Annotated in this window: 13 protein-coding genes, 3 pseudogenes and 1 other annotated feature; of the genes and pseudogenes, 11 read left to right on the top strand and 5 right to left on the bottom strand. The window is 37.1% G+C overall.

Annotated elements, in window-relative coordinates:
• Positions 1-469 precede the first annotated feature (469 nt).
• Positions 470-1309 (top strand): GNAT family N-acetyltransferase, encoded by an 840-nt coding sequence (locus JCM21531_RS08330; protein WP_117407242.1) that lies wholly within the window; start codon positions 470-472, stop codon positions 1307-1309.
• A 122-nt stretch (positions 1310-1431) separates the two neighbouring features.
• Here the strand turns inward: JCM21531_RS08330 and JCM21531_RS17720 are convergent, their stop codons facing one another.
• Entirely contained in the window at positions 1432-1923 is a 492-nt protein-coding gene (locus JCM21531_RS17720; protein ID WP_054847049.1) for a hypothetical protein, read from the bottom strand.
• A 236-nt stretch (positions 1924-2159) separates the two neighbouring features.
• Here JCM21531_RS17720 and JCM21531_RS21425 point away from each other — a divergent pair, with 236 nt between their 5' ends.
• Together JCM21531_RS21425 and JCM21531_RS18795 are read left to right on the top strand one after the other, a co-directional pair.
• Positions 2160-2897, top strand: coding sequence for a class I SAM-dependent methyltransferase (locus JCM21531_RS21425; RefSeq protein WP_243467434.1), 738 nt, complete (start codon positions 2160-2162; stop codon positions 2895-2897).
• Between the two features lie 289 nt (positions 2898-3186).
• Positions 3187-3405: a hypothetical protein gene (locus JCM21531_RS18795; RefSeq protein WP_131464438.1), complete on the top strand. Its 219-nt coding sequence runs from the start codon at positions 3187-3189 to the stop codon at positions 3403-3405.
• 82 nt (positions 3406-3487) lie between these two features.
• On the opposite strand, the pseudogene JCM21531_RS08350 reads toward JCM21531_RS18795, so the two are convergent.
• A pseudogene (locus JCM21531_RS08350) lies at positions 3488-4605 on the bottom strand (phosphoserine transaminase).
• Positions 4606-4691: 86 nt separating this feature from the next.
• Positions 4692-4897: a binding site (T-box leader), on the bottom strand.
• A gap of 404 nt (positions 4898-5301) precedes the next feature.
• Between JCM21531_RS08350 and JCM21531_RS08355 the strand changes: the two are divergent.
• The 6 genes and pseudogenes from JCM21531_RS08355 (at position 5302) to JCM21531_RS21445 (ending at position 11943) form a co-directional block, all read left to right on the top strand.
• Positions 5302-6339 carry a methyl-accepting chemotaxis protein gene (locus tag JCM21531_RS08355; protein ID WP_038289011.1) on the top strand — a complete coding sequence of 346 codons (1038 nt, stop codon included), beginning with the start codon at positions 5302-5304 and terminating at the stop codon, positions 6337-6339.
• A 475-nt stretch (positions 6340-6814) separates the two neighbouring features.
• A complete protein-coding gene (locus tag JCM21531_RS21430; protein WP_243467436.1) occupies positions 6815-7309 on the top strand; it encodes a hypothetical protein in 495 nt (164 codons plus the stop codon).
• Between the two features lie 77 nt (positions 7310-7386).
• A complete protein-coding gene (locus JCM21531_RS21435) occupies positions 7387-8151 on the top strand; it encodes a hypothetical protein (protein ID WP_243467437.1) in 765 nt (254 codons plus the stop codon).
• Between the two features lie 73 nt (positions 8152-8224).
• Positions 8225-10470 (top strand): annotated as a pseudogene (locus JCM21531_RS08365) (methyl-accepting chemotaxis protein).
• A gap of 238 nt (positions 10471-10708) precedes the next feature.
• Positions 10709-11278, top strand: a complete 570-nt coding sequence (locus tag JCM21531_RS21440) for an MATE family efflux transporter (RefSeq protein ID WP_243467438.1) — start codon at positions 10709-10711, stop codon at positions 11276-11278.
• Between the two features lie 80 nt (positions 11279-11358).
• Positions 11359-11943, top strand: a complete 585-nt coding sequence (locus tag JCM21531_RS21445; protein ID WP_243467448.1) for an MATE family efflux transporter — start codon at positions 11359-11361, stop codon at positions 11941-11943.
• A gap of 114 nt (positions 11944-12057) precedes the next feature.
• On the opposite strand, the gene safA is transcribed toward JCM21531_RS21445, so the two are convergent.
• Complete coding sequence (safA, locus tag JCM21531_RS08375; protein ID WP_038289013.1) at positions 12058-12666, bottom strand: SafA/ExsA family spore coat assembly protein; 609 nt, start codon at positions 12664-12666, stop codon at positions 12058-12060.
• 174 nt (positions 12667-12840) lie between these two features.
• On the opposite strand from safA, the gene JCM21531_RS08380 reads away from it, so the two are divergent.
• The gene (locus tag JCM21531_RS08380) at positions 12841-13596 is read left to right on the top strand and encodes a threonine/serine exporter family protein (RefSeq protein ID WP_038289014.1); all 756 of its coding nucleotides are present in this window, start codon (positions 12841-12843) and stop codon (positions 13594-13596) included.
• 19 nt (positions 13597-13615) lie between these two features.
• Positions 13616-14028, top strand: a pseudogene (locus JCM21531_RS08385) (threonine/serine exporter family protein).
• A 101-nt stretch (positions 14029-14129) separates the two neighbouring features.
• Here the strand turns inward: JCM21531_RS08385 and JCM21531_RS08390 are convergent.
• Together JCM21531_RS08390 and JCM21531_RS08395 are read right to left on the bottom strand one after the other, a co-directional pair.
• Positions 14130-14315 carry a hypothetical protein gene (locus JCM21531_RS08390; protein WP_038289015.1) on the bottom strand — a complete coding sequence of 62 codons (186 nt, stop codon included), beginning with the start codon at positions 14313-14315 and terminating at the stop codon, positions 14130-14132.
• Between the two features lie 75 nt (positions 14316-14390).
• Entirely contained in the window at positions 14391-14837 is a 447-nt protein-coding gene (locus JCM21531_RS08395) for a hypothetical protein (protein ID WP_038289017.1), read from the bottom strand.
• Positions 14838-15048: the final 211 nt, after the last annotated feature.

Consider the following 15048-nt stretch of genomic DNA (forward strand, 5'->3'; position numbering starts at 1 on the left):
GCCAGTTGTTCTTAACTAATCAATTTCATATTGTATCTGATAAAAGAGTTTTACTAAACCTATATTTTAATAGGTTAGGTATAATATTCTTTTTTCAGGTCATTGTTAAGAACAACGGTATCATTGCAACCTTTTCGATTTTGCAAATTGAATTTTCGGAAGCCTTAACTGCACGGTGTTTTTATAGTTAATACGCAGGTGGTGCTCCTTCATACTGCTTACGGTTATGGCTGTTAGTATTTATGTAAATAAAAATAATTTAATAAAGGTTGTGAGTGGACGATTGTTCATTTGCAGCCTTTTTTATTTGGCCTCTTGGAATGAAATGAAAGAGGCAAAAGAGAAGGGGCTCGATGTCCCGAGCTTTTATTTATAACTGAAAGGAGGAGAAGCCAATGTTTAATAAATAGTTTTTGATTGAATAGCAAAAATATTTGATAAAATCAAATTACTATGATGGGGTGAAATTATGCAAATTTCTTTTAACAATAGAAACGACAAAGAATATCAATTTATGCTTAATAATTTGCTGAAGGATATTTTCCTTGATTTTCAATTTTGGTATGATTTAAATCTCTGGAATGAAATTTACGAAAGCTATTCTATTGTCGAAAATGGTGAAATAGTCTCAAATATCTGTGTTTTTAAGACACAAATATTATTTAATAAAAAACAATATCCTGCTCTATCCGTTGGAGCTGTTGCGACAAAAAAGGAATACAGAGGCAGAGGGTTGTCCCGGTTATTAATGGAGCATATTATTAAAAAATACGATAATGTTCCAATGTATTTATCGGCAAATGACAGCGTATTAGATTTTTATCCGAAGTTTGGCTTTAAACGTGTGTACGAAAAACTGCCGGTTTGTGAGTGTGTGATAAATAATGATGTCATGGCGAATAAACTTGGCTATGACGATCCTAAGGTTTGGGACTATGTTTATAAACGCGTGAATTTTTCGCAAAAACTTGATTGCTTAAATTCTTCGAGCATAAATATTTTTCATATATACTGGGGATACCTTAAGGATTATATTTACGAACTTCCGGAGATTGATACTATGGTTATCGCAGAGCAAAAAGGGGAGACCCTTAAACTCATTGGGGTTTTCTCAATGAAAGATATTAGTTTCTCGGACTTGGTTAAATATCTGCCGTTTGCCAATGTAAAAAAGATTGAATTTGGTTTTATGCCTTATTGGTCTGATGTAAATTACATAATGAAAGAATATGAAAAGGCCCCGTTGTTTGTTAGAGGATTGCGCTGCGATTTGGGCGATTTTAAGTTCCCGGAATTGTCTATAACATAGTGGTAAATTTTCAAATGAAACGTAATCCATTGCAAAATTAATCTTTTTGCATAACTTTTCAGGCTCTTTATTTTCAAATATGGAGCCCTTTCTTTTGTTGATATCAGGCTTGGAAATATGTATCAGTCAGTTTTCCGGTTTACAAACCAAGAGTCATTTAACAGTTCATTCCAACAGACTTTTGCATTGCTAAACTTTAATGTAAACATACCAAAATCATTTCTATATTTATCTGATGTTGTTCCATGAAACTCATATAAAAAGTATTGCTCATTTTGTGACTTCCATTTACTTTGTAATACCAAAAATTCCATTGCCAAATCTATAATATCGACTGGTCTTTTAACAGAATCTTGCTCAACAATTATATGCATTTTTTTAATATTATTTGTATCAAACAAAATGCTTTCAATTACCTCAAAACCTTCAAATATCAATGCTGCATTACCGGTGCATTTAGCATTAGGGTAATTATTGAGCGGATGCTCGGGAAAAACATCTATATGATCAAACTCAAAAATTAGACTTGAATCTGAAATTGTAACATTATCAATAATACAATCATGAAGGTATATATATTCCAAAGTGTTTTCAGAAATAAATTTATAATCCATGCTTGAAGTTCCTGTTGAAAACGAATTAGTTTGCTTAATTAATATTATTATATCATTAATTTGCAAATGTTGTAAGAAAAAATTATAGCTATGCAAAATTCTTCTGTGCCGGAAGAATAATCACACATTCTGTGACAGTATCATAAAAATTTTTCCTAAATTATAAAATGGTTGTTGTATATTTATACAAATTTATGTATAATTATTCATATAACTTCAAAAGGGAGTGAAGACAAATGGCGGTAGATTATAATGCAATATCACAAATATATGATAATGTAAGGGCAGAAAACAAAAGCATTGTGGATTTATTCATTGAAGAGGTCAAAATTACAAACAGAACAAGGATTTTGGATTTTGGATGTGGGACCGGAAATTACGCTAATATGCTGCAAAGACTTACAAGGGCAAAAGTTTACGGTATTGAACCTTCCGACGGTATGAGGGAAAAAGCAATTGCCAAAAACGTGAATATCACTGTTGTAAAAGGTGACCATAAAAACATACCTTTTGAGGATAGCTACTTTGACTTTGTTTACATGACGGATGTTATTCATCATATTCCCGATATTGAGATGATGTTTAAAGAAATCGGAAGGGTATTGAAAAGCGGTGGAAGTCTGTGCATAGCAACTCAGTCCCATGAACAAATCGACAACAGATTTTACGTAAAATATTTTCCGTCTACGGCAATAGTTGATAAAAGAAGGTATCCTGATATTGATGAAATTATAAGTAAAGCTCAAGGACAATCCTTTGAACATATAAAAAATGCTATTATTGGTGAGGGTGTAGAAGTTGCAGTAACCGCCGATTTTGTTAAACTTGTAAAAAATAAAGGTTTTTCAATGTTTCATCTGATATCTGATGATGAGTATAATGTGGGCTTAAAGCAATTAGAAGCTGATGTATTGACTGGCAGCTTAGAATTAAAGACTTCCGGAGAAACGTTAATATGGTTAAAAAAGAAGTGACTCCTATGAGGGGAGGAATACATTGCTTTCAGTATGTGCTGAAAATGATGGTAGAATAATTGGCCATGGCAAGGTTAATGCCGATAAAAGGAAATGAAAATATTTATTGAAAATTTGCGTCCGTTTGAGAGCTAAATGTAGAACATGGCTCAGTTATGATACAATATATTTAAAGCTGCTTGTAACAATTTGCTTTTTGATTTGCAAAAATAAAAGTGTAATGAAAGCGGGGAAAACTAATGCCTATCAATGTATTATTCACCAATTTATAAAAGACTTTGAAGGCTTTTTGGAGCAGTATGCAAGTCATTATCCGCTATTCGGAAGAGTTTGGTATCATGCAATTCCTTTTCTCTCAAATGATATTGTTGATAAATATGCAAAAGAATTTATTGACGGCATTAAGGAGAATGGGAGCATCGTTAACCCTTACCCAAACTTGCCTAAATGGGACTCAATTTTAACATTGGATGGGTTAATGATTTTAAAGAAGCATAAAAGAATTTGATGCAATCAAATATGCCATAGATTAAGTAACGCCCGCCCGCAACAGTCTAATACCTGCTGCAAGCGGGCGTTTATCTCAGCTTTTATGAATTTACAACTTCATTATATGCCCATTCAAGCCATTGGCACAATATTTCCAAGTCGGATTTTTCAACGGTTGCGCCGCACCATATTCTAAGCCCTACAGGAGCTTCTTTATAGGAAGAAATGTCATAAGCCACTTTTTCCTCGGCAAGCAAGTTAACAAGCTTTTTGATTTTATCCTCCGGCAGGTCCACGCTCAAGCACACACTTGTATTGGAACGAATGGCCTTGTCTTTTGCAAGGAAACTTATCCATGGATGCTGCTCAACAAAGTTTTCGATTACCTTTAAGTTTTCCTCGCTCTTGGCAATAAGCTTTTCAAGCCCGCCTATGGATTCTACCCATCTGAGAGCTTCCAGATAATCTTCATTACACAGCATGGATGGTGTGTTTATTGTAGAGCCTTCAAAAATAGTTTCATCAAGTTTGCCTTTCTTTTTCATTCTGAATACCTTAGGAAGCGGCCATGATGGTGAATAGGACTCTATTCTTTCCACTGCTCTTGGGGACAATATCAGCATTCCGTGAGCAGCTTCACCGCCCAATACCTTTTGCCATGAGAAGGTTGCAGCATCAACTTTGTTCCATGGAATATCCATTGCAAAAACAGCGGAAGTTGCGTCACAGAGGGTCAAGCCCTTTCTGTCGTCCGGAATCCAGTCTCCGTTTGGAACTTTGACTCCGCTTGTTGTTCCGTTCCATGTGAATACTACATCGTTGTCAAAATTGACTTTGCTGACATCGGGGAACTCACCGTAATCAGCGGAAATTATATTGACATTTTCCAGTTTAAGCTCTTTAGTAATATCATTTGCCCAGCCTTTTCCGAAAGATTCAAAGCAAATTACGTCAACACCTCTTTCTCCGAGGACATTCCACATAAGCATTTCAAAAGCTCCGGTGTCGGATCCGGGTACTATACCGACTCTGTAATCGTCAGGGAGCTTGAGAATTTCTTTTGTTTTCGCAATGGACTCATAAAGCTTTGCTTTTCCAAGCTTACTTCTGTGGGACCTTCCAAGGGGTGCATCCTTAAGGGATTCGATTGAATACCCGGGATGTTGGCACATGGTCCAGATGAAAAACATGGATTTAAAGGTTTTTTGGTTGGTTTCATTTTATTCTCTCCTCACTTTATTTTGGTTTGATTTCGTGTAATGATTAAATCAAATATATAATAAAAAACTCTCAACCCTGATAATAATCAGGGACGAGAGATATTTATCCGCGGTGCCACCCAAATTAGCCGGATCTAAAATCCAGCTCACTCTTATGCACAATAACCGGTGCAACGGTTTGATTCATCATCAACGCCTCAGGGGTGGAATCAACGAGCCTCTGGTTGATTTGCACCAAACACCAACTCTCTAATGCAGAGTACTTGTTACTTTCCCCGTCACGGGCTTAAAATATTAAACTATCAAATTATTAGTTTTCAGTTTTACTATATTTTATTATATTTTGTTCTGCAATGCAATAGGGTATGTTAAAATTTTAACTGAATTTCATAATTTATAATATTTGAAAGAAGTAATTAGAGATTTTAAGGGGTTCAAGCGTTATATCAATTAAAGCATAGTTTTGCAGCTTGACATAATTTTTTTATTTCCATACAATAATAAATAGTACACTTTCACTTTCTTATTATGTTCTTACATAATCAGGTTATTCTGTTTAGATTAGTTTTGTTCTTTATTTGTTTCAAAGGCAATTTTCAATATTTTATTTTAGAAGTTCGGCAATTTAGCAAAAAATTCTATTTACTTTTCATCAATTTAGTAAACAGTTTTAATATCTAAGGAGCGTGCAGTAAATGGACAAAGTGAAGGGCTTATTGAAAAACATTTCAGATTTCAATCTGTTGGTGACATGGATACTGGCGGTCTTCAGCGCAATAATGGTCATATGTGATTTAGCTGTCTTATTGGGATGGCTGAGACTGGAAGTTGCTGTATTCAGGGTGGCTTTTTTTGCTGTTCATGTAACAATTGGTGTTTTTGTGGCGGTGTTTCTGGTAAGATTGAGCAAATTTATATTATACAATTCTCAGGAATTGAAGCAAAAGGAAGAAGCCTATAACAATCTGATGTCTGCTGCTCAAGGCATTTCAAAAGCAACAAATGAGTTGGTTAGCTCGGTGAAAGATGTATTTGGAATGTCTAAACAGGCATTGGAAACGAGTAAATTGATTGCATCAAGTGCCGAAGGTGTTGACATGGGTTCGAAGGAAACTTTGAACTTTATTAATGAGGCTACAAAGGCTGCTGTCAGCATATCGGAGGATTTGGACAAGATAGCCAGCGAGTATGTTTTCGTATCAAGCATTTCCCAGCAACTAAAAATAATGACTGAAGACAGCAAATCGTCAATGAAAAAGGCCATGGATGAGATTAGGATTATTAGTGAGAATACCACTAAGACCAAAAATACCATTTACAGCCTGAAAGAAAGAACGAGTAAAATTGAAAAGGTGGTTGAGGTAATTACCGGAATTGCCAATGACACAAGCCTTCTCTCACTAAATGCTTCGATAGAGTCAGCTAAGGCAGGCGAATACGGAAAAGGTTTTGCTGTGGTGGCAAGTGAGGTAAAAAAACTGGCTGAGCAATCCCACAGGTCAGCTCAGGAAATTTCCCAGATGATAAAGGGGATTCTTGCAGATACGGACCTGGCGGTTAATGACATAGATACAACTTCCGAACTGGTTTCAAAAAGTATGGAAGTAATCAATAACTCTGCCAACACGTTTGAAATGATATCCGTAGCCAGTGAAGAAGTGAATGACAAGATACAGGGTGTTACGGACCTCACGCAAGGTGTGGCAAAAACGGTGATAATATTGTTCAGATAATTAAAAGTATACAGGATATAAATACAAAGAGTCTTGCCGAACTAAGCGCTATGGTTGAATCGGCTGAAAACCAATCTGTTTCTCTAGAGCAGATAACTGGTTTATTGCAGAATATTGAGCTGCTTTCAAAAGAGTTGATGGAAATTTATGGAGGTAGCGGCTTGTAAGGAAGTCTTTTGTTCGATAAAAAAATATTGCTTTTCGCTTGATATTCCAAAAGACATATAGTAATCTTCTCGTAGGAAGAAATTCTGTATGTCTTTTTGTATTGTTATATTAACCTTGTTTTCAAGGCATGATAAAATTATATTATTCTGCTATGGGGAGAGAGTGCTTTGAAAAATGTTTTAATATCGTCATTAAATAAACTGGTTTTTGCCGTTTCATGTATTTACTTTCTTTTAATTGTGGTATTTATTTTGGATTCCGACTTAGTACGATTGTCTCGGAATCTTCGCGGAATAAAGTCTTGGTTGTGTTGTTTTTGGTGACGGCGGGAGTAGTGGGATGTGGAGCATTATGGTTCGTAAAAAAAGCTTTAAATTTACATATTCTGAATAATGAAGGTTTAAGGGTACTGTTTATTGTTCTTATGTCCCTTATTACAAGGCTTGTATTAATCAATATTGTGGACATTACTCCCAACAGCGATTTTGAGCTGTATCATACTTTGGCGCAAGCATTTTCGAAGGGAGAAGGAGCAGGAGGCAAATACGTAGCTCTTTTTCCCCACACTTTTGGCTATCCCTTTATACTTGGGATGGTGTATCGGGTTTTTTCACCGGACAAATATTTTGCTTTGCTTTTGAATATCTTATTTGAAGCGGTGACAGGGATTCTTATATATTTCCTTGGAAAAATGATTTCAAACTGGAAGGTCGGTTTTTTTGCCGCCATTATATGGCTATATGGCCCTCTCATGTGTTTTACTCTTCAATTGTTTGTACAGAGCCGTTATACACATTGTTAATGGTTCTCATGATATTTGCTTATTTTAAGATGTCGCACAAAAACACAGGTCTATTGCATTCTTGCGGTATTTACCTTTTGATTGGTGTTTTATGTGCTGCAGCCAATGCAGTTCGCCCCATGGGCACCCTGCTTATTATCGTTTTGGGAATATCTGAGGTTGTAAGGGTAATTAGGAGCAGGGAAGGGGAAAAACTTAACTTTACAGGATTTGTACCTTTTGCCGCTTTCTTAATTGCGTATTTCTCTTTTGTCAATCTAACAGGTATGTACATTTCCCATAAGATTGGCTACAAGGCGGCGAAGAACCCTATAGGTTTCAGTACCTATGTCGGAACCAATATTAATAGCGGGGGAGCATGGAACCCGGGCGATGCCGGTGTGTTCTTGGACTTAATGAAACAGGAGCCTTTTGATGCCCAGAAAGTTCATGACCGGCTAATTGACATGACAATTCAAAGGGTTAAGAGTCAAGGAACCGATAATTTGAAGCTTATATTTGACAAAAATAAGACCATGTGGGGAAGAGATGATGAAGTGGTAACTTATATGATTTACGGAAGCGGTGAGGAAGCTTCGTCGTTATTAAATGTTAAAGGCCGTGAATGGCCGTTGAGATATATTTGCAACTTTTATTACTGCATGATTGTTATATTGGCTTTTAAAGGTCTTCTGGGCCAATACAGGAAAGAGGTCAGCCCAATTGTTATGGCACTACTGCTGCTGTTTCTGGGAATAGGTGCGCTGCATACAGTTGTTGAGGTGCATGGCAGGTATCACTATTCAGCCATGGTGGTTTTCTCCATACTTGCCGGAACGAATTATTTGGAAAAATATATATAAAAAAATATACAGGTTGCTCCGATAAGTTATATAAGCTGTGCAGCAAAATTTAATTTAAGGAGTGACCTATTCTATGCTTAAAAATATGGCTATTAGGACGAAACTATTAACAATTGTATCCATTACGGTAGCAGCACTTCTAATAGTTACAATTCTGTCTTTGGTTACAATTAATGGCATTTTTAACAAAGTAAAGACCAGTATTTTTGATGAGCTTTTTTGGTCGATGTCCATGATTTTAAATGCTGACAGAGATATGTACCAAGCATATGTGGCAATATTGGAAATTGCCAATTTACAAGAAAACAGTGAAGAATATGATAAATCACTTCAGGATTATGAAGAAAATATAGAGCAGGTTAAACAGCGAATGACGGATACAAAAGGCATGATAGAAAAAAATAGGGAGATTTGGTCAGGAACTAGAGACAGCGAGAATGGAAGAACTATTTTTGAGTTTTTTGTGTCTTTTGAAAGAAATTTTAGCGAATGGATTGCAGAAAGCAACAAAGCGATTGAAACCAAGGCCATATCCCATGTCTGGGACGAGAAATTTGAAGCAGCCAGGAATGATATAGACAAAATGGGAGAGTTGATTGAGCTTAATGCAAACAATCAAATTTCTTTAATTGAAGAGACTAAAAATAATATGATTGTGCAGGTAATAATAATTGATATTTTGGCTCTGGTTTTGGCACTGGCAATTTCATTTATCTTCTTAAAAATTATTGCAAATTCTCTTGGTCAATTGAGTAAGGCAGCCGGAAAGATAGCTTTGGGTGATATAGATATTGAGTTGGATATTACTTCTAAAGATGAAATCGGAAAGTTGGCCGGCGATTTTAAAATAATGGCCGACAGCATAAAAGAGAAGGCAGAGGCTGCCGAGAAAATTTCAAAAGGTTATCTTGATACCGACATAAGAGTTAGGTCCGATAAGGATATTTTATCAAAAAGCATGAAATCTATTATTGAAAATCTAAAACATCTTGTAGATGAAACGGGAGTCCTCACAAAAGCTGCTTCCGAAGGACAGTTGAAGACAAGAGGGAAGGCAGAGAAATTTGAAGGAGGCTACCGGGATATAATTGAAGGAATTAACAGTACCCTTGATGCTGTAAGTGAACCTATTTTGGAGATTCAGGAGGTTCTGAAGGAAGTGTCCGCAGGACACTTAAATGTAAGAGTAAAAGGGGATTATAAAGGAGACTATGCGGAACTTAAGAATGCCTTAAATAATACTGTTGACACACTGCGTTCGTATATTGAAGAAATATCCCGGGTGCTTACGGAAATGTCCAAAGGAAATCTGGATGTAGCTTGTCGCATAACTATCTGGGAGACTTTGTGCATATACATGAAGCCTTGAACACCATTATTACATCATTGAATGTTATGATTAATGAAATCACTGTTGCAGCCGGACAGGTGGCGGCAGGTTCAAGGCAGGTGTCGGATTCCAGCCAGGTTCTGTCCCAGGGGGCTGCTGAACAGGCGAGCACTATTGAAGAATTGACAGTTTCACTTGAAGAAATCGCCAGACAGACAAAGCAAAATGCAGCTAATGCAAGCGACGCAGATAAGCTGGCTTTGACTGCAAAGAACAACGCTATAGAGGGCAACAAGAAAATGTCTGAGATGCTAAAAGCTATGCACGACATAAATGACGCATCAAATAACATATCGAGAATAATCAAGGTCATTGATGATATTGCATTCCAGACTAACATTCTTGCGCTTAATGCTGCCGTTGAGGCTGCAAGGGCAGGGCAGTACGGAAAGGGATTTGCGGTTGTTGCAGAGGAAGTAAGGAATCTTGCGGCAAGAAGCGCAAATGCAGCAAAGGAGACTACACAGCTTATAGAAGGTTCCATTCATACAGTTGATGCCGGAATGAAAATTGCAGCAGATACGGCGAATGCTTTAAACACTATAGTCGAAGAAGTCACAAAAGCGGCTTCGCTGGTACAGGATATATCTGTAGCTTCCAATGAACAGGCTACCGGCATTGCGCAAATAAATCAGGGCGTTTCCCAGGTTTCCCAAGTTATACAGACGAATTCTGCCACAGCTCAAGAAAGTGCTGCAGCAAGCCAGGAATTGTCAAGTCAGGCAGAAGTGCTAAAAGAAATGGTAAAAAAATTCAGGCTTAAAACGGTCACAAACATGCCGGTACATGGAGAAATAGACCCTGAAGTTATAAAGTATATGGAAGATGTTCTGGAGAAAAAGGAAAAAGGAAGCAAAAAGAAGGATAAAAGAAATGCCCAAAAGGATTTTAAAATTGAGCTTGATAATGAGGATTTCGGAAAATATTAAAAAGATAAATCAAAAGTAGATAAAATGAGTGCCTACCGAAGTTGACATAAAAAATATTCGGGCGTAGAATTGGTATGTAATAAAATTAGTACTGGAGAATAGAAAATGCAAAATGAAACGGCATCAATAAAAAAATAAGTGTCTTTGCACTTACTTGGCCAATATTTATTGAAACACTCCTAAGAACGATGCTGGGCAATGTAGATACCTTTATGTTGAGTGCTTATTCCGACGATGCGTGGCAGCAGTTGGGGTTGTAAATCAAATAAGTTATGTACTTATTATGCTGTACAGCGTTGTTTCGGCAGGAACTACGGTGCTTATATCTCAGTATCTGGGAGCAAAAAAGAAAAAAGAAGCTTCAGTGGTAGCTGTAACTTCGGTTGCAGTCAGTTTGCTGTTAGGCTTGTGTGCTGGGTTTGTTGTATATTTCTCCAGAAGGCAGATGCTTATGTTTCTTAATATCCCCTCAGAGCTTATGGGATATGCCATGACGTTTTTAGGAATTGTGGGGGGATTATCCTTTACACAGGCGATGATAGCAACTTTGTCGGCAATAATCAGAAGCTATGGCAATACCAGAATTACCATGTACATTTCAATCGGTATGAATATCCTAAATATTATTGGAAACAGCATTTTCTTATATGGATTGTTAGGTGCACCCAAGATGGGGGTTGCCGGTGTGGCTATTGCAACTGTAATAAGTCAGGCTGTCGGCGTTGTTGTAATGCTGATTGTAATGATGACAGGCTCAATGCAAAATTTTCTTTCCGAGACCTTGTACCGGTACCGTGGGAGATTTTAGGAGGTATATTAAAAATCGGCCTCCCTTCGGCGGCTGAAGGAATTGCTTATCATGGGTCCCAGCTTACCATTACCCGCATTATAACGGTATTGGGTACGGCTGCTCTTACAACCAGAGTGTATACTCTAAATCTTATGCAATTTGTAATGGTTTTTTCTATAGCTGTCGGACAGGGAACGCAGATTGCTGTTGGACATCTTGTTGGGGCAGGCGACAATGAAAAGGCATACAAGACATGTATTAGAAGCCTGAAATACGCTATAGCAGTTGCTGTTGCCATAGCCGGGGTATTTGCGTTCTTTTCGGAGCAGTTGCTGGGAATCTTTACAGATGACCGGGCAATAATTGAAATGGGAAGTAGTCTTCTGCTTATTGCAATTATTCTAGAACCGGGCAGGGTATTCAACATTGTTATAATAAACGCGCTGAGAGCTGCGGGCGACGCCAGGTTTCCTGTTATTATGGGCATTATATCCATGTGGGGAATAGGAGTGGTATTGTCATACTTTTTGGGTGTAGCTTGCGGCTTGGGATTGATTGGTGTGTGGATAGCCTTTGCCGGTGACGAATGGTTTAGAGGAATTGCCATGCTTCTTCGCTGGAGATCTCGCATTTGGTACAAAATGGCGTTTGTAAAAAACCAAAACATCGAAATGACGGCGTAAATTTGACCGGTATCTCTTTTAAAAAAAGAGCTGCGAAAAGACATCAGGGTTCTTTTCACAGCTTTTTTAATTGGAATTACATTCAAATTGATAATGTAAACCTTCATAAATTTGCTATTTCTTTATAAACATTTGAGTCCAATAAAGTCTTCCGTTTGCTCCTTTTGCAAGTCCGACTCCTATCTCAGAGAAAGAGGGGCTTAGTATGTTGTTTCTATGTCCGGGGGAATTCATCCATGCGTTCATAACTTCCGCCGGTGTTCTCTGACCCATTGCAATGTTTTCACCTGCAGCGGTGTATTTTATTCCGAAGTTTTCCATCATTCTAAAGGGAGAACCGTAAGTAGGAGAAGTGTGTGAAAAATAGCCCTTGTCCACCATGTCTTGGGATTTGTATCTTGCCACCCTTGAAAGCTGCCAATTTGCCTTTAATGCCGGAAGTCCTTTTTTGGCCCTTTCAACATTGACCAGCCTTATGACTTCATTTTCCTGCGCTTTTATATCATCTATACTCGGAATATTAATCTTTTGTCCGGGATAAATGAGGGCAGGATTTTTAATTTTAGGATTTGCTGCAATTATTTCACTGATGCCTATTTGATATTTTGCAGCAATTTTCCACAAGGTATCTCCGGATTTAACAGTATAAACCTGTGTTTGAGCAAACACATTGCTTGTAAATATTAAAACAAAAAGGAATACCAATAAACTTTTTCTTTTCATAAAAACATCACCTCATGTAATATTTTAATAACATTGCTAGGTTTTTATGTTATAAATATTATGTAAATAATACCAGGTTTACCTTGCAATAAAGTAAATAATATAATAATATTGCAGTTGAAGCCTTTGTTGGTGTTCGGAAAATGCAAGAAGAGAAACATGCGGGTGAATGGAATGAAGACAAACCAGGTCATAGAGGTGGCATTAAAAGCAGGGGAGATACTGCTTACAGGCGGTGCAGAGATATACAGGGTTGAGGATACTGTGATAAGGATTTGCAAGAGCTATAATGTTGAGGCTGAATGCTTTGTACTTCCAACGGGAATATTCATAACTGTAATGGACAGTGAAGGAAATCCCATATCCATTGTAAGGAGAATCAGAAAGAGAACTGTAAATTTGGAGAAGGTGGAAAAAATAAATTCTTTTTCTAGAAGCCTTCAAAACAATCCTCTTTCTTATAGGGAAGCTATGACGGGTATAAATAGCATTATGGGCTTGGAGGGTTATAGTTATGCCTTAAAGCTTCTTGTGGCGGGAATTACTCCTTTTGTATATGCTCTGCTTTTTAAGGGAACGGCCAAGGAGGCGTGTGCATCCTTTCTGATAGGGATTGTTATTTATGCCATAAAAGAAAAAATCACCAGGGCAGGGGTGTTTGAATTCTTTGAGTATTTTATCTCCGGGCTGGCGGCGGGTATTTTAAGTGTTCTTACGATAAAATTGTATCCTTTGGCAGATTTATACAGAATTATTATTGCATCCATTATAATTCTTCTTCCGGGCCTTGCAATAACCAATGCTATAAAGGATGCCCTTTATGGAGATATTGTGTCCAGTATGTTCAGACTCACAGAAGCTGTTTTTGTTGCCGCTGCAGTGGGTGTCGGAGTGGCATTGGCTTTGACCATAGGTTTGCGTTGGATTTGAATGGAGGAGGTGATGCAGAATGATAGAGATTTTTTTGGCGTTTATAGGAAGTATTTGTCCTGGAGTAATATACAATGTTGAAAAAAGAAATCTGATGTGGGTTGGCTACTGCGGCATGCTGGGATGGATAGCATACCGTGCATTTAACGAGATTACCGGAAGCCTTGTACTTGCATCATTTTTTGGTGCAGTTGTTGTGGGTATCTACAGTGAAAGTGTGGCAAGACTGTTAAAGCACCTGCCACAGTATTTTCAGTACCGGGAATTATTCCTCTGGTGCCGGGAATAGCTGCGTACAACACGATACAACATATTGCGGAAAATGAATTATACGAGGCTGCAAGCAAGGGAATCGAGACAATGTCCGGTGCCGGAGCAATTGCTTTTGGAATTTTGCTTGCATCGGCAGTTTTTCGATTATCGAAAAGTTGAAAAAAAACCGAATCCTACTTGAAATAACTGATTGCTTGGCAGAATTCGGCATGCATTGACTTGTTTTTCTATAATGATATTAAATGTGCATCATATGTTATTCAATAAAATAGCAAGAGAAATACAAGTATGAAAAACAGTATTACTGCTGCTTCGTTGAGCGAATAAAAATATTGCTTCTTGTCTATTGCGCAAGCTGAGACAGTTCCGGTTGCTTTTCGCAGGTTTTCCTTCTCATCTAAAACTTTCCCGGTTTCTAATGCTTCCAAGTTATTTTTTTCAGTCACTTTATTACCTCCTTTTGAAACGCTCAAAAGTGATGCCGTGATATATTATATTCATTGGATACTGTATTGTTACATTTATTCCATTAAACAACTTATTTCTTTATGGACTTCGGAAGTAAGTTTCATTAAATTGCGTAATATCACCTTGCATTCCGAGTTGTCGTTTTTTATCTTTGATTTTGCCACTGCACTGAAAAAATAAATCATATTAAGGCTTTCAGTTAATAAAAACAGTGCCTCATATTTTGTGAAATATTCTGAGCCAATGTCCTCGTTAATGGACAATTTCACGAAATCATAATCCTCAATAAGTCCGGCAAGATGTTTTTGCATAGAGTAAATATTTTTTCGTGTATTTCCGGGAAGGTATTGTTTGGCGTGCTTATAGCTCTTTTGCAGATTTGGGAGCAGAAAATTGTAAATATAATTTCCCATATCTTTAAAATGAAGCATTTCCAATTGATATATAGAATCTACCCTTGCAATATCCCAATCAAGACTTAAATTACTCTGACTATGCAATTGTATCACTCCTTTTAGTTCTATAATTATTACTTTAATTATTACTTTGAAGTATTTATAAGTCATTACAAAATATTATATTGGAATTTGAATAAATATGACCTCAGAATTTGCATGGAGTTAAGAATTAGCAAAAATGTATTGAATGAAGTGCTAACAAAATAATTATATATTATTTCTTGACAAAAATCAACAAAAATATTGGAATTAT

Origin of the sequence: Acetivibrio straminisolvens JCM 21531 (genome assembly GCF_000521465.1) — a bacterium.
Classification (GTDB): domain Bacteria; phylum Bacillota; class Clostridia; order Acetivibrionales; family Acetivibrionaceae; genus Hungateiclostridium; species Hungateiclostridium straminisolvens.